Annotated in this window: 19 protein-coding genes; 12 read left to right on the top strand and 7 right to left on the bottom strand. The window is 63.4% G+C overall.

Annotation, left to right across the window (positions count from 1 at the left end; genetic code table 11):
- Nucleotides 1-17: 17 nt before the first annotated feature.
- Entirely contained in the window at nucleotides 18-398 is a 381-nt protein-coding gene (locus BB28_RS22885) for a hypothetical protein (RefSeq protein WP_046255190.1), read from the top strand.
- Here the strand turns inward: BB28_RS22885 and BB28_RS22880 are convergent.
- Nucleotides 395-1,549, bottom strand: coding sequence for a low temperature requirement protein A (locus BB28_RS22880; RefSeq protein WP_046255189.1), 1,155 nt, complete (start codon nucleotides 1,547-1,549; stop codon nucleotides 395-397). The genes BB28_RS22885 and BB28_RS22880 overlap by 4 nt on opposite strands.
- A 152-nt stretch (nucleotides 1,550-1,701) precedes the next feature.
- Here BB28_RS22880 and BB28_RS22875 point away from each other — a divergent pair, with 152 nt between their 5' ends.
- The 3 genes from BB28_RS22875 to BB28_RS22865 are packed head-to-tail and all read left to right on the top strand — an operon-like array spanning nucleotide 1,702 to nucleotide 3,830.
- On the top strand, nucleotides 1,702-2,388 hold the full coding sequence (locus BB28_RS22875) for a TetR/AcrR family transcriptional regulator (protein WP_046255188.1): 687 nt from the start codon (nucleotides 1,702-1,704) through the stop codon (nucleotides 2,386-2,388).
- 13 nt (nucleotides 2,389-2,401) lie between these two features.
- A complete protein-coding gene (locus BB28_RS22870; RefSeq protein ID WP_046255187.1) occupies nucleotides 2,402-3,319 on the top strand; it encodes an alpha/beta fold hydrolase in 918 nt (305 codons plus the stop codon).
- A gap of 4 nt (nucleotides 3,320-3,323) precedes the next feature.
- Nucleotides 3,324-3,830, top strand: a complete 507-nt coding sequence (locus tag BB28_RS22865; protein WP_046255186.1) for an SRPBCC family protein — start codon at nucleotides 3,324-3,326, stop codon at nucleotides 3,828-3,830.
- Here the strand turns inward: BB28_RS22865 and BB28_RS22860 are convergent.
- The gene (locus BB28_RS22860; RefSeq protein WP_046255185.1) at nucleotides 3,798-4,475 is read right to left on the bottom strand and encodes a GntR family transcriptional regulator; all 678 of its coding nucleotides are present in this window, start codon (nucleotides 4,473-4,475) and stop codon (nucleotides 3,798-3,800) included. The two genes, BB28_RS22865 and BB28_RS22860, sit on opposite strands and share 33 nt — an antisense overlap.
- A gap of 105 nt (nucleotides 4,476-4,580) precedes the next feature.
- Between BB28_RS22860 and BB28_RS22855 the strand changes: the two genes are divergently transcribed.
- The 8 genes from BB28_RS22855 (at nucleotide 4,581) to BB28_RS22820 (ending at nucleotide 14,400) form a co-directional block, all read left to right on the top strand.
- The gene (locus BB28_RS22855) at nucleotides 4,581-5,387 is read left to right on the top strand and encodes an enoyl-CoA hydratase-related protein (RefSeq protein WP_046255184.1); all 807 of its coding nucleotides are present in this window, start codon (nucleotides 4,581-4,583) and stop codon (nucleotides 5,385-5,387) included.
- 13 nt (nucleotides 5,388-5,400) lie between these two features.
- Nucleotides 5,401-6,990, top strand: coding sequence for a fatty-acid--CoA ligase FadD5 (fadD5, locus tag BB28_RS22850; RefSeq protein WP_046255183.1), 1,590 nt, complete (start codon nucleotides 5,401-5,403; stop codon nucleotides 6,988-6,990).
- Nucleotides 6,991-7,206: 216 nt separating this feature from the next.
- The gene (locus BB28_RS22845; protein ID WP_046255182.1) at nucleotides 7,207-8,724 is read left to right on the top strand and encodes an MlaD family protein; all 1,518 of its coding nucleotides are present in this window, start codon (nucleotides 7,207-7,209) and stop codon (nucleotides 8,722-8,724) included.
- The gene (locus BB28_RS22840) at nucleotides 8,721-9,776 is read left to right on the top strand and encodes an MCE family protein (RefSeq protein ID WP_046255181.1); all 1,056 of its coding nucleotides are present in this window, start codon (nucleotides 8,721-8,723) and stop codon (nucleotides 9,774-9,776) included. The genes BB28_RS22845 and BB28_RS22840 overlap by 4 nt, the downstream gene beginning before the upstream one ends.
- Nucleotides 9,769-10,815 carry an MlaD family protein gene (locus tag BB28_RS22835; protein WP_046255180.1) on the top strand — a complete coding sequence of 349 codons (1,047 nt, stop codon included), beginning with the start codon at nucleotides 9,769-9,771 and terminating at the stop codon, nucleotides 10,813-10,815. Before BB28_RS22840 ends, BB28_RS22835 begins: the two co-directional genes overlap by 8 nt.
- Nucleotides 10,812-11,945: an MCE family protein gene (locus BB28_RS22830; protein ID WP_046255179.1), complete on the top strand. Its 1,134-nt coding sequence runs from the start codon at nucleotides 10,812-10,814 to the stop codon at nucleotides 11,943-11,945. Before BB28_RS22835 ends, BB28_RS22830 begins: the two co-directional genes overlap by 4 nt.
- Nucleotides 11,942-13,150 carry an MlaD family protein gene (locus BB28_RS22825; RefSeq protein ID WP_046255178.1) on the top strand — a complete coding sequence of 403 codons (1,209 nt, stop codon included), beginning with the start codon at nucleotides 11,942-11,944 and terminating at the stop codon, nucleotides 13,148-13,150. Before BB28_RS22830 ends, BB28_RS22825 begins: the two co-directional genes overlap by 4 nt.
- The gene (locus BB28_RS22820) at nucleotides 13,147-14,400 is read left to right on the top strand and encodes an MlaD family protein (protein WP_046255177.1); all 1,254 of its coding nucleotides are present in this window, start codon (nucleotides 13,147-13,149) and stop codon (nucleotides 14,398-14,400) included. Before BB28_RS22825 ends, BB28_RS22820 begins: the two co-directional genes overlap by 4 nt.
- 5 nt (nucleotides 14,401-14,405) lie before the next feature.
- On the opposite strand, the gene BB28_RS22815 is transcribed toward BB28_RS22820, so the two are convergent.
- The 5 genes from BB28_RS22815 to BB28_RS22795 form a co-directional block, all read right to left on the bottom strand.
- A complete protein-coding gene (locus tag BB28_RS22815) occupies nucleotides 14,406-15,518 on the bottom strand; it encodes a phosphodiester glycosidase family protein (RefSeq protein WP_046255176.1) in 1,113 nt (370 codons plus the stop codon).
- Between the two features lie 114 nt (nucleotides 15,519-15,632).
- Nucleotides 15,633-16,379 carry a pirin family protein gene (locus tag BB28_RS22810; protein ID WP_046255175.1) on the bottom strand — a complete coding sequence of 249 codons (747 nt, stop codon included), beginning with the start codon at nucleotides 16,377-16,379 and terminating at the stop codon, nucleotides 15,633-15,635.
- A gap of 73 nt (nucleotides 16,380-16,452) precedes the next feature.
- A complete protein-coding gene (locus BB28_RS22805; protein ID WP_046255174.1) occupies nucleotides 16,453-17,577 on the bottom strand; it encodes an NDMA-dependent alcohol dehydrogenase in 1,125 nt (374 codons plus the stop codon).
- A gap of 141 nt (nucleotides 17,578-17,718) precedes the next feature.
- Complete coding sequence (locus BB28_RS22800) at nucleotides 17,719-18,459, bottom strand: glucose 1-dehydrogenase (protein WP_046255173.1); 741 nt, start codon at nucleotides 18,457-18,459, stop codon at nucleotides 17,719-17,721.
- A 49-nt stretch (nucleotides 18,460-18,508) separates the two neighbouring features.
- Entirely contained in the window at nucleotides 18,509-20,056 is a 1,548-nt protein-coding gene (locus BB28_RS22795; RefSeq protein ID WP_046255172.1) for a long-chain-fatty-acid--CoA ligase, read from the bottom strand.
- Nucleotides 20,057-20,135: the final 79 nt, after the last annotated feature.

The raw sequence follows: 20,135 nt of genomic DNA, 5'->3' as shown, positions 1-20,135 counted from the left end.
GGCGTATGAAGGGGTTTATGCGTTGGCCGCTGGTCGCACTCGTGGTGGCGTGGGCCGCGTTGGCTCCGGTGGCCGCGGCGGAGCCGCATGACTGTGCTTCGGTCGATCGGGCGCGGGTACAGATGCGGGGACTCTCGCAGCAGAACGGGGTCGCGGTGCGTCAGACCGCCGTCGCGCGAAATCGGTCGATTGCCGCGCTGCTACGGACGGCCGCGCGCGAGACGCCCGACCTGACAGTGCAAAGCCGCGCCCTGGACGCCGCGGCGGCCGCCGCGCACTACGCCGAGGTGATGGCCGGCGCGACCTCGGTGGACGGTGTGCTCGCGCCGCCGGGCGAGGAGATGGCCGATGCGGTCAATGCCTTGGCGGCATTGGAACAGGTATGCCCGATCCGTTAAGAGGGCTCGGTGTCCTCGACGCGTCGCCAGGTGACCAGCGCGGCGGCCAGCGCCGCCAACCCGGCCAGCCAGTACAACGTGTGCGGCAGCGTCGAGATGGCAACTGAGGCAACGGCGATCGCTGGTAGCCCGATATTCAATATGGTGTCGCGGCGTTGCAGGAGCAGCACCAGCCACGCCAGCACCAGATAGATGGCGAATGGGACGGTGATCGTGAAGGCGGCAACGGTCGAACTCAGGTGACTCTTGCCCAGTCCTTCGTCGACGGCGATCTCGAACCCCGCCGAGATTGCGGCGACGGCGGCGAAGATGAAGTAGTGGCTGTAGCCCCACAGCAAGGTCGCTCGCAGGGAGGCGTCCTTGCACTCCTGTTCCTGGTCGAAGTAGATCCACCACACCGCGGCGACGATGACCAAGGCCGCCACCGCGATACCGATCATGGTGCCGGTGTGGTCGGCTTCCTCGGCGCCGCCGATGATCGAGTTCGCCGAGGCCAGGATGGACTCGCCCAGCACGATCAAGGTGAACAGGCCGTAGCGCTCGGCGATGTGCTGGGGATGCCACGAGGTGGGGGCGACGCGTTCGGCGAACACGGGCACCGACAGGTCGGCCAGCGCGATCACCACGAACAGCGGTATGCGCAGATGTTCCGGTGCGAAGAGCCCCCAACAGACCCACGCCGCTTGGACGACGGCGATACCCGAGACGTAGCGCAGGCAGGTGGCCCGCATGGTCGGATCGCTGATGGCCGCGCGCACCCATTGGCTGCCCGCGGCGATACGCATGAGCACGTACCCGCCGATGGCGATGCCGAAGTCGGCTTGGGTCATCGCTCGCTCGACGCCGGCCGCGACGGTGAGCGCCCCGGCCATCTGGACGACCACCGTCAAGCGGTACAGCCAGTCGTCGGTGTCGAAGGCACTGGCGAACCAGGTGAAGTTCATCCATGCCCACCAGATGGCGAAGAAGCCGATCGCGTACCCGACGAGACCCTCGGCGAAATGGCCCTCGGCCCAGAAGTGGTGCAAGGCGCCGGAGGCGCGTGAGACCGCGACCACGAAGACGAGATCGAAAAGCAGTTCTAGCGGGGTGGCCGCGCGGTGCGGTTGCGCGGGATCGCGTGCCACCATGGCCCGCAGGCCACTGGTCATGTGGTTACCTATTCAGGGTCGATGGAGCGCCGGACGGGGGCAGCTTAACGTGCTTCTGGCGTCGGGGCCGGCGAACATAACGGCCGAATAATCCAACCAGTTGATCGGGATTTCGTCCGTGCGTGGAAGGCCTGCGCATATAGTGAGGCACCATGCAACCGGTCCCCGCTGCCTCGAAGGCAGGCAATTCCTCGCAGCGCCGTGCCGGCCGCCGCGAGGAACTGGTGGCGGTGGCTTCCAAATTGTTCGCGGCGCGGGGCTATCACGGCACCAGGATGGACGACATCGCAGATGTCGCGGGCCTGAACAAGGCGACGGTGTATCACTACTTCGCCTCCAAGGCACTCATCTTGTATGAGATCTACTTCAAGGCTGCCGAGGAGACGCTGGCCTGCCTGCAGGACGACCCGAGATGGTCGGCGCGTGAATCGCTCTACCAATGCACGAGCCGCATGCTGGCGCTCATTTTCTCGAATCGTGAGCAGGGCGCCGTGTACTTCCAGGAGAACCCGTTCCTGTCGGAGTGGCTCTCGCCCGAACAGGTCGCCGAGATCCGTAAGCGCGAGGACATGGTGCAGGAGCGGGTTCAGAACATCATCGAGCGGGGTATCGCCAGCTCCGAGTTCGTCGAGTGCGACTCGCATGTCATGGCGCTCGGTTACATCGGAATGGTTCTCGGGTCCTACCGCTGGCTCAACCCGAGCGGCCGCCGCAGCGCCCAGGAGATCGCCGTGGAGTTCAGCACCACGCTGTTGCGTGGGTTGATTCGCGACGAGGAAACACGGATCAACGATCCGCTGGGCGTCGCGACAGCGACGTCCGTTGACGGCACCCCGTAGTGGCGGAGCTGTAGTGGCCGCTGATTCCACCCTGACCTTGGATCTGCCCAACGTCAGATTGCAGGCACTGTGCTGGGGACCGCAGGACGGTCCGCTGGTGATCTGCGGACATGGCTTCCCCGACTCCGCCCACACGTGGCGCCTGCTGGGGCCGAAGCTGGCCGCCGACGGGTGGCGTGTGGTGGCGCCGTTCACTCGCGGTTACTCGCCCAGTGAGATCCCGGCCGACGCCGAGTACGGGCTGGGTGCGCTGATGCAGGACGTCCTGGACATCCACACGCTGCTGGGCGGTGACGAGCGCGCCGTATATATCGGTCACGACTGGGGAGCACTGGTGGGTAACGCCCTTGCTCGTAGCCGGCTGTCGCCGTTCGCCCGCATTGTCACCATGGCCGTGCCCCCGTTCGAGGTCCTCGGTTCGAGTTTCGCGTCGATCGGGCCGCTCGGCTGGCCCGGTGTGCTCGGGCGCCAGCTGTCGATGAGCTGGTACACGATGTTCCATCAGATTCCGGTGCTGCCGGAGTTGTTGCTGCCCTGGCTTCTTCGTCTGTATTGGCGACGATGGTCCCCGGGATATGACGCACGCGCGGACCTGCGGTACACCGGTGAGGCGATGCTTCAGAAGGGGAATCGCCGCGCCGTCATCGGTTACTACCGCGCAAACATTCGGCGGGCCCTGGTTCCTTCGCGGAAGTACTGGAAGACCCAGCGATCTCTCCTAGACGATGCGCGCACCCCGCTGCTCTACCTGCATGGCCGGAACGATGGGTGCATGACGTGGCGGCTGGTAGATTCTGCGCGCCCGGATCTGCCCGATCGCCGCGTTGAAATCATCAATGGCGGTGGACATTTCGTACATCTCGAATGCCCGGACGTAGTGCACGAGCTCGTGCGTGAGTTCCTGCGCATGCCAACTACAAAGGTAGAGTGAACCAATGCCAGTCGTCAGTCAGACCGTCGAGGTGGCCGCCCCGCCGCAGGTGATCGTCTCCATCGTCACCAACTACGAGGCCTACCCCGAGTGGAACAAGGAGATCTCCAGCGTCGAGATTCTGGATCGGCTCCCGGACGGCCGTCCCCGCATCGTGCGCTTGAGGGTGGAGATGACGGGCATGGCTTCGACAAACGTCGCGGAGATCGCATACCTCAACGCCGCGCAGGTGGCGACGCGTCTGCTCGAGAGCGACATCTTCGAGAAGCAGGAACAGACGTTCTCGATCGTCCCGATGGGGCCCACGTGTCTGCTCACGGTCGACATGGATGTCGAGACCAAACTCCCGATCCCCAAGCCGATGGTGAAGAAGCTCGCCAACCAGGTCCTCGAACATCTCGCCGAGGGATTGAAGGGCCGCGCCGAGCAGATCGCGTCGGGTGCCATCGCGCCGCCGGCGCCGCCGCAGGCAGCCCCACTACCCCCCGGGCCACATCCCGGCACGGTCTAGATACTCGGTGAGTCGGCGTGCTCCGTCGACGAATTGAACCTCGGTCTGGGTAATCACTTCGGCGAGGTCGCCCGCACGTAAAGCCGCGATGAGCTTGTCGTGCGCCTCCACCGCGTGCTGGGCCCACGCGTCGGCCGAGGCGAACATCATGTGCGGTGTGTACCGGGTGGCCTGCAGTAGAAACCAGGCCAGCTTGGGGCGGTCGGCCACGTGGTTGAGATATCGGTGGAACTCGAACTCCGCGACCGAGATCAATTCGGGCGAAGCGGCGTGACGCAGGGTGTCGTTGAGATCTGCCAGGGTGTCGATCTGCTCCGCGGTGATGCGTTCGGCTGCGGTCTTCGCCAGCTCGACGGCAAGGTGCGCCTGCAGCGCAAAAATGTCTTCGATATCGGCCCGGCTCAAAGCGGCGGCCATGTACCCGCGGTGAGGGACGGCCTCGACCAGGCCCTCGCCGCGCAAGGTCAGTAGCGCCTCGCGCACGGGGGTGACGCTGACACCCAGCTGGGCGGCCGTCTCATCCATCCGGATGTACTCACCGGGACGCAGTTCACCTGTCATGATTGCCGCGCGGAGCCGGCCGGCAACCTCTTCGGACAGCTGCGGCCTGCGAATTTCACGGGTTTGTGCCCGGGGAGCATTCATCCGATCTGCCTGCCATTTCCCTGTGTGGTGACGCCCTTGCATCTAAAGTCATATCAAATATATTTGAGCTGACGCGACGAAGCGACAAACCCAGGAGGCAGTGACTTGAGTCCCCATGAATCTGTCGGCGCACCCGATGTAGCCGTCGAGGACGGCATCATGCGGATCACGTTCACCAGACCGGATCGGATGAATGCGCTCAACGCGCCCGCCACCGCCGGATTGATCGAAGCGCTGGACTCGGTTTCCGGGCGAGATGACGTGAGAGTCGTCGTCATCAGTGGGGGTGCACCGGGGAGTGCGTTCACGGCGGGCGCCGACGTCGCCGAGCTGGCTGCGGGGGCCGGAGACCTGACTCCGCTACAAGCCGCCGAACTGACGATGGACAACGCCGAGCGGTTGGTGCGCGCGGTCCTGAATTGTCCGGTGCCCACCATCGCCGAAGTCACGGGCGCGGCCGCCGGGATCGGTGCGTCGGTGGGCCTGGCGTGCGATCTGGTTTATGCCGCCGATTCGGCCTTCTTTTTGCTGGCATTTGCGAACATCGGGCTCATGCCCGACGGAGGGTCGAGCGCATTGGTGTCGGCCTCGATCGGTCGTGTGAAGGCCAACGCGATGGCGCTGCTGGCCCAACCGCTCAACGCTGCCGATGCTTGTGCGGCCGGGTTGGTCAACGAAGTACTGCCCGGGGATCAGCTGCGCGAGCGCGTCGAGAAATCGGCGCGCAGGCTCGCCCATGGTTCCCGTCGTGCGTTGCAGCTGACCAAGGAAGCCATGAATTCGGTGTCGCTCAAGCTTTTCGACGAGGCCATCGCCCGTGAGCGCGAGGGGCAGATCGAACTGTTGATTTCACCCGATGCCCAAGAGGGCTTCGCCGCATTCCTCGAGGGCCGACGCCCCAATTTCAGTTAGTAGGAGAGAGTCTGTGACCGACACAATCGATGCGACCGCGACGTCCGCTAGCCTTGACCAGCCTTACCGCGCGCGGCGGCAGAACTGGTGTAATCAGCTGGCCCGGCATGCGCTCATGCAACCCAATGCCACGGCGATCCGGTATCTCGGGCGCAGCATCTCCTGGGGAGAGCTGAACCAGCGCGTGCAATCCCTGGCCGATGCGCTGTCCCGCCGGGGTGTCGGGTTCGGGGACCGCGTGCTCATCTTGATGCTCAACCGCCCCGAGTACGTCGAATCATGGCTCGCCATCAACGAACTCGGAGCCATTGCCATTCCGGTGAACTTCCGGATGACGCCACCGGAAGTAGCGTTCCTGGTTGAGAACAGCGGGGCCAAGGTAGCGATCACCGAGACGGTGCTGGCTCCGGTGGCGGCCGCCGTACGCCAGCAGGTGCCTGCGCTGGAGACGGTCATCATCGCGGGCTCGGAGTCCGAAGACGGCGCTCTCGGATACGAAGAGCTCATCACCGAAGTGGGTGACTCGCACCCAGAGGTGGATCTGCCCGGCGATACCCCCGCGCTCATCATGTACACCTCCGGGACGACGGGCCGGCCCAAGGGCGCGGTGCTGACGCACCTCAATCTGTCCGGGCAGGCCATGAGCTATCTGCTGAGCACCACCGTTGATCTGAACGCCGATGTGGGATTCATCGGCGTTCCCATGTTCCACATCGCCGGCGTGGGCAACATGATCACCGGCCTGCTACTGGGCCTGCCGACGGTCATTCACCCGCTGGGCGCCTTCGATCCCGGGGCACTGCTGGACGTTTTGGAGTCCGAGGGAGTCACCGGGATCTTCCTGGTCCCGGCTCAGTGGCAAGCCGTCTGCGCGGCCCAGCAAGCAAACCCGCGCAAGATCAAACTGAAGACACTCTCCTGGGGTGCGGCCCCCGCCAGCGACGTGCTGCTGCGGACGATGTCTGAGACGTTCCCCGACGCCAAGATCCTGGCCGCGTTCGGGCAGACCGAGATGTCTCCGGTCACCTGCATGCTGATGGGGGAGGACGCAATCCGGAAGATGGGGTCCGTCGGCCGGGTGATTCCGACGGTGTCCGCGCGGGTCGTCGACGACAACATGAACGATGTGCCGGCCGGTGAGGTCGGGGAGATTGTCTACCGGGCGCCGACGCTGATGCAGGGCTACTGGAACAACCCCCAGGCCACGGCCGAAGCGTTCACGGGTGGGTGGTTCCACTCCGGTGACCTGGTCCGCCAGGACGCGGACGGCTTCGTCTGGGTGGTGGACCGCAAGAAGGACATGATCATCTCCGGCGGCGAGAACATCTATTGCGCGGAGGTGGAGAACGCGCTCGCCGAGCACGACCAGATCACCGAGGTAGCGGTGATCGGCAGGCCGCACGAGAAGTGGGGCGAGGTGCCGGTGGCGGTGGCAGCCATCCACGGTGACGGACTGACCATCGGTGATCTCGATGGGTTTCTCACCGAGCGATTGGCCCGGTACAAGCACCCCAAGGATCTCGTGGTCGTCGAAGCGTTACCCCGTAATCCGTCGGGCAAGGTCCTCAAGAATGAACTGCGTAAGCAGTTCGGGGGAGCCTGACAGCAAATATGAATCTGGATTCAGAAAAGTTTGGTAAAGCGTAATACGTAGAACTGTACGTCAGGTACATTCCTGTAATCGGCGTCACATCGGAGGGGTTGGCGTGACCGAACCTGTAGGTACTACAGGCCGCGTTGGCTGACGGAAGGGACGATGTGATGCTTCGGATCCTGTGGTGGCGCCATACCGACGCGTGCGGTGCGGGAGGGGGGCTGCGTGCCGAACTCCTTTGAATCCGACGGGCGTGGTCCATCGGACCGCCAGCTCCTCCTGTGTGGTGTGGCGATCGCCCTCGTGGCCGCCTTGGTCGGTACCGCCCTGGTCATCAAGTCGACCGGCCGTTTCAACAACTACGTGCGTGTGGTGGCAGAGCTCACGAACGTAGGCGACGGTCTTCCCGCGAAATCGGACGTCAAATTCCAGGGCGTGCTCGTCGGTTCGGTCAACGACCTGACTCCCTCGCAGCGCGGTAGGCCCAATGTCGTCCACATCGATCTGAAACCGGATCTGGCGCACACGATCCCGCGGTCAGTCACCGCCAGGGTGGTCCCCAGTAACGTCTTCGCGGTCTCCTCTGTGGAACTTGTCGACCACGGTCCCGGTGCGGCGATCACCAACGGCACCGTCATCAGCGAAGAGGCCGAGCTGCCAACGGTGCTGTTCCAGACGACCATCAGCAAGCTGCGCGACATCCTTCTCGCCAACGGCCGCGGCCGCGATGACGATTCCGTGGGTATCTTCGCCGTCATCGCCGCGGCAACTGAGGGTCGGCGCGCGACGCTGCTGAATGCGGCCGGCCAACTGACCCGGCTCATCGACCAACTCAACGACATCGTCGCGACGGATACCGGCCCGTCCACCCTCTCCGCGCTCCTCAACGCGACCAAGGGGTTGCAGAGCACTGCTCCTGAACTCGTCGATGCGCTGCATCAAGCGATCAAGCCCATGCAGACGGTGGCCGAAAAGCGGGACCAGCTGCAGACGCTGCTCAACGCCGGACTACACACCACCGGTACGGTCCGGCAGTCGCTGGATAACCAGACCGATCGGATGATCGACATCACGACCAAGCTGACTCCGGTGGTCGGCGTGCTTGCCCAGAACTCCGTGCAGTTTCTTCCGATCGCTACGCGGCTGAAGGTGTTCTCCGACAAGTTCTTCAGCGATGTGTGGGATTCCGAAAAGGACACGGTGAACATCCGCGCGGTCCTGTCGTTCACACCGTCGACGATGTATACCCGCGCCGATTGCCCACAGTACGGGGAGCTGAAGGGACCGAGCTGTTTCACAGCGCCAGAGCTGGTGGTACGGCCAGACCTCCCCGAGGTGCTGCTGCCGCAAAACTTCAAGCCGCCGCCCGATCTTGCGCCGCCGCCGGGAACGACAGTCGGCCCGGACGGAAATCTGATCGTCACGGGACCACCGCTGCACAATCCGAATCCCAGCCTGGTGGACCCCAACCCGCCGCTGCCGTGGTGGCAACCCAACCCGTCGCCGCGCATCCCCGGCACCGCCGACCCGGGTGACGCCGAGCCCCCGCCACAGTCCGCGGGCACCGCCCCCGCTTCCTACGGTGGGGATGTTGGGCCCGTCGGCAGTAACAGTGAACGCGAACAACTGGGCATGATCACCGGCAGTACGGCAACCTCGGCTACTCAGCTGCTACTTGGGCCGGTTGCGCGTGGTACCAAACCCGTTGTTGCCCAGCAGGTGCAGTCGGGAGGTCAGCGATGAGGTTTCGCGGGCCATTGATCGGGCTCTCGGTGTTCATGGTGATCGCGCTGGCGATGACATGGCTGGTGTACGCCACCCTGCGCCGCGAGGTCGCGGGTTCGACCTATGACTACGCCGCGATGTTCACCGATGTCACCGGGTTGCGTGACGGGGATGACGTGCGGGTCGCGGGTGTGCGCGTCGGTCGCGTCGAATCGGTCGCGATCGACGGTGATCTGGCCAAGGTGGAATTCCAGGTACAAACCGAGCAACCCCTGTACGGCAACACCATTGCGTCGATCACGTACCAGAACATCGTCGGACAGCGTTACCTCGGCTTGTCGCTGGGTAAGACCGGCAGCACCGATCGGCTCAAGCCGGGGAGTGTGATTCCGGTGGAGCAGACAGAGCCGTCCTTCGACATCGGCATGCTGCTGCACGGCTTCGAACCGCTCTTCAGCGTGCTCGATCCCACGGAGGTCGACAACCTCACCGACGGCGTCGTTAAGTCTCTACAAGGAGATACCGGCTCGATCGTCGGGCTGGTTGACCAAACATCACAACTGACCGAGACGTTCGCGGGCCGGGATCAGGTTCTCGATGACGTGATTACCAATCTCAACGGTCTGACGAAAACGCTCGCGGGCCAGAATAAGAACCTGGACACCGTGCTGACACACACGCGTGAGATGGTGGCGATTCTGGACAACCGGCGCGCGGCATTGGTGGACTCGATCGGTTCGACGGGCTTCGCAGTGCGCCGCTTGTCGAAGATCACAGACACGGTGTACCCGCAGTTGAACGAAATCCTGCATCGAGAACCGGGATTCGTCAGTCACTTGAACAGCATCGAACCGCAGCTTGCCTTCACCGGCGCCAATCTGCCCTTGCTTCTCAAGGGCCTCGTCAGAACCACCCAAGAGGGTGCCTTCATCAACGGCTATGTCTGCGATCTCAACATCACCGGATTCTTCCCAGGCCTCAATGACGTCGTTCCGATCATCGTGAACGCCGCAACACCAGGCAACAAGGCCAAATACACCCCGAAGTGCAGGAACCTTGCAGATGGATAAACCCAGTGTGTGGCAGCGTATTTCGCAACGCCCCGTCGAGACGTACAACAAGACGTGGTTGGGCGCAATCGCGCTTGCGGTGATCGGTTCCCTGGTAGGGGCGATGCTGCTGGTCAAGGCGATCGGCATCGGCTACACCCACTACACCGCGGAGTTCTTGCAGGCGGCGTCGCTGCAACCGGGCGCCAACGTGTCGTATGCCGGGGTGCCGGTGGGCAACGTCACCAGCGTCGAACTCGTTGACGACCGCATCGAGGTCGGTATGCGGGTGCGCAACGACATCACATTGCGCAAGGACGCCAAGGCGTCCATCAAGATCACCACGATTCTGGGAAATCAGTACGTAGAACTGCGCAACGGTGGCGACGGGAAGCTGGCCAATCGGCGTATTGATCTGGCGCACACCGACGTTCCATACGACCTACAGGCCACCTTGCAGGACGCAACCTCTACCTTCGAGCAGGTAGACGCGGACAAGATCGCGGAGTCGACGGCGATACTCGGTAAGCAACTCGAAGGCTTGCCTGCGGTGCTGCCCAAGGCGATGGAGAACATCCAGACGCTGTCGTCGGTCATATCGCATCGCCGCGATCAGTTGGGAACACTGCTGGCAAGCACCGAGATGGTGACGGGCACGCTGTACCGGCAGCAGGGCGATATCGGGAAGCTGATCGTGCAGGGTCGCGATCTGCTCGGTGAATTCGTCTCGCGGCGAGCGAGTTTCCACTCGATGATGCAAGCCGTGACCGAGCTCGTGAATGTCCTGAGCAAGATTGTGGTCAAGGACAGGCGCGCGGTCGACGCACTGATCGCCGACGTGAAGACATTCAGTAATTTGGTCGGCGGCCACGACGATTTGTTCCGGAGCCTTCTCCAGGTAACCGCGGTCGCGGCGCGAAATGTCACGAACCTGACGGGCTATGGCAACGCACTCGAGCTGAACGCGCCGGGCGGCCTGGCGGTGGATTCGTGGATGTGTGCGATCAGCGGACGGGCCAAGCAGTTCAACATGATCGAATACTTCAAGGACTGCCAATGAGCACACCGATAAGCACACGGACGCGGCGGATCATCTGGGTCGCAGGGGCGCTGGCGGTAGTGGTCGCGGTGGTGGTGGCTGCGGTCGGATGGACCTACCTGCGCGAGCGGAGCAATCGCCTCACCATCACGGCACAATTCGAATCGGTCTCGGGTCTGTACCCCGATAACAAGGTGTCTGTGCTCGGCATGCCGATCGGCAAGGTCACGAAGATCACCTCGCGTGGCACCTATATGGAGGTCGAATTCACGGTCGACTCAAAGGTCAAGGTTCCGGCGGACGCCAAGGCCGTCACGGTGTCGACCTCGATTCTCACCGACCGCCACATCGAACTGACACCGGTGTATCGCGGCGGACCCACGCTCAAGAACGGCGACATCATCGGCTTGGACCGCACCAAGACGCCGGTGGAGTTCGACAGGGTGCTGGCCATGGTCGACAGGCTCTCCAAGGCGATGAAGGGTGACGGTAAGGGTGCCGGGCCTTTGGCGGACGTCGTCAACAACAGCGCCAACGCGCTGTCCGGGAACGGCGAATTGATGCGGGCATCTCTGGACGAGTTGTCCAAGGCGCTCCGCCTGAGCGCGGACGGCGGTGCGATGACTCGCGATCAGCTGACCAAGATCATCACCCGCCTCAGTTCGCTTTTCGAGGCCGCGTCACGTAACGACCAGAACATCCGCGAGTTCTCGTCCACGGTCCGGCAGCTGTCGCAGGTGCTCGACGACGAGCAGCTGGGTTCGGGTAACACAGGAAAGCAACTGAACAACATTCTGCTGCAAGCAGGTTCACTGCTCGAGCAGAACCGCGATGCCATCAAGCAATCGGTGGGTAACTCGAACCAAATTGCCCAGGCCGTGTACGACAACCGGCGTGAGCTGTCGGAAGGGTTCGACCTGCTTCCGCTGATGGCGGACAACGTCTACAACGTGGTCGACCCGGTCAACAACGTGGTGCGCGCCCACGTTCCCGTGGACAGGCTCATCTTTGACACGCAGGCCGCCAAGGAAATCTGCAATCTCCTGGGGCTGCGCCAATTGGGCTGCAGCACCGGCACACTGCAGGACTACGGGCCAGACTTCGGATTGACCTACGTTCTCGATGGTCTTGCGGCGATGGGACAGAAATGATCGGGTTACGAAGATTGGCGGGGCCCGTCGTCGCAATCGCTGTACTGCTGACCAGCGGATGCAGCACCAACGGTCTTGCCAGCCTGCCCCTTCCGGCACCAGGTATGTCGGGTGGCTCCTACGGTTTGAAAGCGATCTTCACCAATATCTTGAACCTGCCGTCGCGCGCCAAGGTGAAGCTGGGTGGCGCCGACATCGGTGAAGTCGATTCGATGAGCACCACCAACTACACCGCAGTGGTCACGATGCGAATCCGTTCGGACGTGGAGATTCCCAAGGGGACCACGGTGGAGTTGCGCACCGCGACACCGCTGGGTGACGTGTTCGTCGCGCTGAAGCCGCCGCGCCCCGCCGACCCCAACGCGCCTCTGTTGCGTGACGGAGACACCTTTGGCCTCGAATCGACCACGGCCGCCGCGACAGTGGAGGCGGTGCTGAGTTCTGCCGCGATCATCGTCAACGGTGGTGCGGTGCGCAATCTCACCGGGACCGTCAACGGACTCGGTCGTGCCACCGGTCCCAACGGCGCTGCGTTCGGAGATTTGATCGGCAAGTCGAATCGGCTGCTCGGCACACTCAATGCTCGTTCTAGCCAACTGGATTCCGCGCTGCGAGATACCGCTGAGCTGGCCGCCGAGCTCGATACCCGGCATCAGACGATCGCCGAACTGTTGACGGCGGCGGCCCCCGCCACCGATGCGTTGTCCGTCAATGCGACGCACATCGCCGATCTGGCCGATCAGGTTGGCGCGGTCACTAAACAACTCTCCAAGTTCCCCTCGATCGCCGGTACCGATACCAGCGGCCGCAGCGTCATCGCGGATTTCAATACCTTGTCGCGTTCCTTCAACGACATCGCGGTCAGTCCGGACACCAGCCTGGCCGCGCTCAACCGGCTCATGCCCCCGATCGTCAAGATCATGGCGGGCTCGGGCTTCGCCGCCCGGGCATCGATAGACAAGATTGCGCTGGGTTCCATTCCTGATATCGGTTACAAGGGCGACCCCGGGTTGCATGGGCCGAAACGTTATGACTGGGCCAAACTCGTCGGCTCCTTCAAGTACACCCTGTGGCGCCTGCAGGAGCGCGTGGTGGGGCAGGGGCCGGACGTCCCGACGGTTCCGTTACGCCCCAGCCCCACCGAGCCCGGTGTTATCGAGCCCGTACCGGGTGCGGTACCTGTGACGCAGGAGCCGCCACGATGATCAGGTCAGTGGCCAACGCCGTAGTGGACGCCGTGAAGATGGGGCATCGCAACCGCTTCTGGCTCTCAGGATTCGCGCTGCTGGCCACCCTGGTGGTGGCGTGCACCTATCTGGCGGTGGGCGCATTGCGGGCGCGGGCATTCGCATCGACCTATCAGGTCTCCATCGAGCTACCCGAATCCGGAGGGCTGATCCCCAACCAAGATGTGGCACTGCGCGGTATGCGGATTGGACGGGTGGACTCGGTGACGCCCTCCCCGCGCGGACCGGTCGCGGTGATTCATATCGAATCCGACGTGAAGATCCCGGTGGGCAGCCCCGTGCGTGTATCCGGTCTCTCGCCGGCCGGCGAGCAGTACGTGGACTTCGCACCGGTGACGACAGCCGGCCCCTATCTGGGCAATGGCAGTGTGATCACGCGCGGCCAAGCGACGGTTCCGGTGTCACTTTCGAAGCTACTTGCCGACGCCGATGGTGCTCTCGCTCAGGCGGATACGAAGAAGCTGGAGATCATCAAGAAGGAACTCCACCTTTCACGCGAGGCGCCCCGCAAGATGACCGACATCATCGACGGCGGCGTATTCCTTTTGTCCACACTGGATTCCGTGCTTCCTGAGACAGTCAGCGTCCTCAAGAAGAGCCGGGTGACGTTGTCCACACTCGCAGAGATGAACAATGGCCTGGCCAGCACCACTCCGGGCTTGAATCGGTCGCTGAGCGGGGTGGCCCGGATGGACGGCGGTTTCCGCACGCTGATCGACAGGGTTCCCGGACCACTGGCCACCACCGATGCTGTTTTCGCCGACAACTCCGACACCATGGCGCAGCTGCTGGGGAACCTCACTACGGTGGCACAGCTGTCGTACGTGCGCGTGCCGGCGCTCAATGCACTGTTCCCCACCTATCGCGGATCGGTGATCGAGGCGCTCAGTAACACCTTCTACGATCACGGAGTCTGGGCTGTCGGCGATATCTACCCGCGCTACACCTGCGACTACGGGACGCCACGCCCACCGGTGTCGGCCGCCGACTATCCGGAGCCGTTCCTGTACGCGGGCTATTGCCGCGATACCGATCCAGCGGTTCTGATTCGTGGCGCCAAGAACGCTCCGCGGCCGGCCGGCGACGATACCGCCGGTCCACCGGTTGGTGCTGACCTCGGCAAGCGGGCAGATCCAACTCCCAAGGGCCGTTTCACTATTCCCACACCGTACGGTGGCCCAACGCTCCCCATCGAACCGCCGCAGTAACCCGTCTAGCTGAATCCCAGCCAGCTGGGCAGCGCCCGGCCGACTCCGCCCGCGGCATCGCACAGGGTGTAGGTGGTATCGCAATTACCTTTGGGTGAGCCATATCCGGCCCACATGCCACCGGCATCGCGGCGCAGCACGATGGCCGATGAGCCGCCGCCGTCGAGTGCGATGGCTTTGTCGACACCCAGCCCGCGGTAGAGATCCTGGAGGTTGTCGGGGGTGTAACTGCCGCCCTGGAAGACCATCAGCTCATCGGTCGCGGATTTGTAGCCGAGCGCGGTGCGGGCGGCCGCTGGGCCCGGGTCGTTCAGCTGCTCGGTGAATCCTGGAAGCAACAGCTTCAAGCCGCTTACCGCGACGAACTGAACTCCCTTGTCCATCAGGCCTTCTAGGGGTGCGGTGGCATACCCATAGTCCTTCGGTCCCGCGGAGGCGATGACCTCGGGCGCCGAACCTGGAGAAAAGACCATGGTGGCCAGCGCCGTCCAGATCTCGTCACCGCCGGAGAGTGCCTGCTTCCCCGCGTACACGCGGGTTCCGGTGACCTGCTTGTTGTAGTTGGCGCTGCCGTTGGCGGTATCGACATAGGCGCCCAGGGGGGAGGTGCATCCGGTGCTCTTCCAGGTGCCGCCCTGTTGGCCGCGGACGTCAAAGAAGTTGGCGTTGATGATGAAGGTGGGCTTGCCCATGAGCGTCCAGGCGGCCATCGGCTTGTATGTCTCGGATGCCTGCCACAGACCTTCGGAGGTACGCGCGCGTGCATCGCGTTCACATCGGGATTGATACCCAGAATGGGTGTCCACCAACAGATTTGCGCGCAGCCGTGACGAGGCGCTCTTGATGACCATCAGGTGGCCGCCGTTGTCCAGTGTGTACTCACTACCCGCGGCGTTGCGAAACGGCGCCGGGTTGCCGCCTCCGAAGTTGTAGACCAGGAAGGTGCCCTTGGTGTTGGCGATGGCCGCGAGCACCGCATCGTGAGCCGCCTCGGCGCGAGCGGTGTTGTGGGTGGCCGGAACGGGCAGCGCGGCTATCAGCATCATGCCGGCGGTTGCGGTCATCAGGCGACGTCCGGAAGTGGGCCGCCGAAGGCGAGAAAAGGGTGAAATGCCCACGGCCGCCCCTTCTGTGAAGTTCCTGAACAGTCAACGATAATCACAGCAGCAACACAGTCAACTTTGGTAACAAGTGGGGATCGATCCCACATCGGCAGCGTCGCGATTGGCGCGCTAGCCGCCCAGACGGGTGTGCATCTCCCAGACGAGGATTTCCGCGTCGATGGTCGCGGTGACTCGGGCGGCCCCGGTGTCGGTCAGCCGCACGGCATCCCCCTCGGTCAGCTCACCCGCGCCCTCGAGGGCTACGGCGCCGCGCGCGACGTAAAGATGCACGAAGGGTGCGGCGGGAAGCTCGACGCTGTTGCCGGCACGGATACGGGCCGCGTGCAGCGCCGCGTTCTTCTGGGCGATGGTGATCGCGGTCTGATCCCGGTGCCGCGGCATTCCGGAGGCCACGGTCACCAGCCCGCCGGCGAGCAGCTCTGCGTCGATCTCTCGTTGTTGGTAACCGGGATCAATCCCGGAGTCATCCGGGGTCACCCACATCTGGACGAATCGCACCGGATCGCTATGCCGCTCTCCGGACAACCGCCAGGAGTCGTTCTTCTCCGAATGCAGGATGCCGGTACCTGCCGACATCCGTTGTGCCAGACCGGGGTAGATCACCCCGGCGTTACCCTCAGAATCCTGGTGGACCAGGGATCCCTGGAGGACCCAGGTGACGATTTCCATGTCGCGATGGGGATGCGTCTCGAATCCTGCACCCGGCAGCACGATGTCGTCGTTGTTGACCAGGAGCAGCCCGTGATGGGTGTTGTGCGGGTCGTAGTGCTCGCCGAAGGAAAACGAGTGCTTGGAATCCAGCCACGAGATTGTGGTCGCGAGCCGCTCACTCGCGCGCCTAATGTCGATGGCCATATACCGACAGTAACGCCACGCAGAGAATCCGGGGAATCGTCTGCGTGGCGTTACTGCCGGTGAAAGATTCGGCTTACCAGTCGGCTTCGGTGTACTTGATGACGCCGCGGATGTTCTTGCCGTCGAGCATGTCCTGGTAGCCCTCGTTGATCTGCTCCAGGCTGTAGGTGGTGGTGACCATCTCGTCGATCTTCAATAGGCCCTGCTTGTACAGGCCGACCAGGCGGGGGGTCTCGGTGTGTGTGGTTCCGCCACCAAAGATGTTGCCCTTCAGCGTTTTCTGCAACATGGTGAACAGGAACAGGTTGAACTTGACGTCCACGTCGACCATGGCGCCCATGCCGGTAACCACACAGGTGCCGGTCTTGGCGGTGAGGATCATGGCCTCTTCGATGTATTCGCCCTTCATCTCGCCGACCGTGATGATGGTCTTCTGCGCCATGATGCCCCAGGTCAGGTCCATAACCGGCATGATGGCCTCGGCCATCGAGGCGTAGACGTGGGTGGCGCCGAACTTGAGGGCCTGCTCACGCTTCCACGGCACCGGGTCGATCGCGATGACGTACCGGGCTCCGGAGACGACAGCGCCCTGCAGGGCGCTCATGCCGATTCCGCCGACGCCGACGATGATGACGTCTTCGCCGGCCTTGACCTCGGCGATGTTGGTGGCAGAGCCGAAGCCGGTGGGCACGGCGCAGCCGAGCAGTGCGGCCGACTCGAAGGGCACGCTGTCATCGATCTTGACGACGGAATCCTCGTGGACCACGGCGTACGGCGAGAAGGTACCGAGCAGGTTCATTGCCGAGACGGGGGTGTCGCCGGCATGGATGCGATTGGTGCCATCCGAAATAGCCTTCCCGCCCAGCAGGATTGCGCCTCGATCGCACAGCGACCGGAAGCCGCGCATACACGGCGGACACTTACCGCAGGCCGGGATGAAGGCGAAGATGACGTGGTCACCCTCCTGGACGGAGGTGACGCCCTTGCCCACCTTGGTGACGACACCCGCGCCCTCGTGTCCGGGCAGCACCGGCAGTTCCATCGGGGTGGCGCCGGTCAGCACGTGGTAGTCGGAATGGCACATGCCAGCGGCGTGCAACTGGACCTGAACTTCGCCTTCAGCGGGATCGCCGAGCGTGATGTCGTCGACGACGATCGGCTTGTTGAGCTCGCGAATCAGCGCGCCTTTTGTCTTCATTGACTGGCTAGTCCTTCCAGATACACGTGAACCAGATCACTCTCGTGGACGAGGATAGCGGCTTTAGGCGAAAAGTGAAACGCGTTCTAAAAGCCCGTGGTCAGCGGGCCAAGAGTGGCTCTGACGACTATCTATGCATGATTATGAGGTCTTGTGCGGAACGCCTGCGATGAGGCCGCCGTCAATGAGGAACTCCGCTGCCGTCGAGTAGGAGGACTCGTCGCTGGCCAGGTAAAGAACCAGCGCCGAGACCTCGGCGGGGTCGGCCGCCCGGCCCAGCGGGATTTGTAGAAAGTCCTCCGGGATACCTGCCGTCATATCGGTCCGGATGAGTCCGGGATGGACGGAGTTCACCCGGACACCGTGCGGCGCCAGCTCAAGCGCGACTGATTTGGTCAGCCCGCGCACCGCGAATTTCGTCGCCGTGTAGCCGTGCAGGCCAGGACTGCCGCGGTAGCCCTCAACCGACGAGATGTTGATGATCGACCCGGCCTTGTTGTCGATCATCGTCTGCGCTACCGCCTGACAACCCAGGAATGTGCCCGTCAGGTTGATATCGAGGATGCGTTGCCACTCGGTGAGCTCGAAGTCCGTGAGCAGGTTGCCGTTGGCGATACCCGCATTGTTGATGAGCACATTCACCGGTCCGAACGCCGAATTAGTGGCCGCGACGGCGTCGATCCATTGCTGCTTGTCAGTGACATCCAGGTGCACGTAGCGAGCACTCGGGCCCAGGTCGGCGGCTAGAGCTTCACCGGCTTCGTCAAGAAGATCACCGATCATCACATTGGCGCCCTCGTCGACGAGAGCGCGTGCATGGGCGGCACCCATCCCACGTGCTCCCCCACTGATCAAAGCAATTTTCCCGGTGACGCGTCCCATGCGATTTCTCCCTATCGATCGACGTGGGCGTCACCGTACACCAGTTGTCTTAGGAGACTCCGGCGTCTCGTTTCTCCCAATATTTCTGGCGGAGAACTCGTTTGAGAATCTTTCCTGCTCCCGACAGGGGAAGTTCGTCGACGAACTCGAAGCTGCGGGGAACCTTGTAGTTGGCGATGTGCGCGCGGCAATGCTCCTGTAAGTCGCTATCGCAGCACGCGGCTTCCGTCTGTTTGACGATTACGGCGTGCACGCGTTCACCCCACTGCTCGTCGGGAATGCCAATGACTGCGCATGCCGCCACCGCCGGATGCTTGGCCAGCGCATTCTCCACCTCGGCCGAGTAGACGTTCTCGCCGCCGGTCACCACCATGTCCTTGATGCGGTCGACGATGTATACGTAGCCCCGGTCGTCCATCCGGCCGGCATCGCCGGTGTGCATCCACCCACCGCGGATGGCCTTTGCCGACTCATCGGGCAGTTCCCAGTAGCCAAGCATGACGTTGTCGCCCTTGACGATTACCTCGCCTATTTCGCCGCGTGGCACCTCGTTGTCGTCCGGGTCGACGATCTTGACCTCGCAGTGCGGCGCCGCGCGTCCCGCCGAGCGCAGCAGCGCGGGGTTGTCATGATCATCGGGTAACAGCAGCGTCGCCACGGGAGAGACCTCGGTCATTCCGTAGGCCTGGGTGAATCGCGCGTTGGGGAACACCTGCTTGGCGCGCTGCAACACCGCCTCGGAGATGACCGAGGCACCGTAGGTGATTCCGCGGATACCTCTGAGGTCGAGCTCGGCGGCTGCCGGATGATCCACCAGCATCTGAATCATGGTGGGCACCAAGAGCATGTCCTGAACGTCATGTTTGACGATGGCATCCAGCACGCCCTGCGGCGTGAACGACGGGATGATCACGTGCGTAGAACCGGATAGGTTCCCCGCCATCACGGCGCTGAAGTCGGCCATGTGGAACATCGGTGCCGAATGCAGCAGGCGGCCGCCCCGGGTGAGGAAGTTGCCGGTGGACAGCGACCCCATCGCCGACGTCAGCACATTGTCGTGAGACAGCATGACGCCCTTCGGGTTTCCGGTGGTTCCTCCGGTGTAGAAGACGCCCAGCAGGCTGGTGCCGCCGGTGCGGGTGTCGTCGATAGGTTCGTGCGCGGCCAGGAGGTCCTCATACCCGATCATGTCCTCGGGTGTCGGACCGTCACCGCAGTAGATGACGGTGTCCAGGCAAGCGCACGCGGTGCGCAAGGGTGCGGCAGCAGCCGTGAACACGTCGTCGACCAGTAGCACGCGAGTGCCGGACTCACGCAGGGAGTATCCGATCTCGGCAAGGCTCCAGCGGATGTTAACGGCGTTCAGTGCGGCGCCCAACCACGGCACCGCGGTGAGGTATTCGACGTAACGGTCGGAATTCAGCGACAGCATGCCCACGCGGTCGCCCGGTTGGACGCCGAGTGATGCAAGCCCCGCGGCCAACCGGGCGACGCGGTCGGCGAACTGCTCCACGGTGCGTTCCCGGCCCTTGTCGATGGTGATGGGGCGGTTCGGATCCTGCTGTAGGGCACGGTGCAGCCACTGAGTGAATTGCATACCCCGATCTTGCCGCCCTGGGCTGTCTCGAGTGTGGAATTCGTCGAGCTAACAGGTATTGCTCGCTGTCCCGGTACGA

Origin of the sequence: Mycobacteroides chelonae CCUG 47445 (assembly GCF_001632805.1) — a bacterium.
In the GTDB taxonomy this organism is placed as follows: Bacteria; Actinomycetota; Actinomycetes; order Mycobacteriales; family Mycobacteriaceae; genus Mycobacterium; species Mycobacterium chelonae.
Note: the sequence above shows the minus strand (reverse complement) of the source record. Positions and strands in the feature narration are given on the sequence as shown.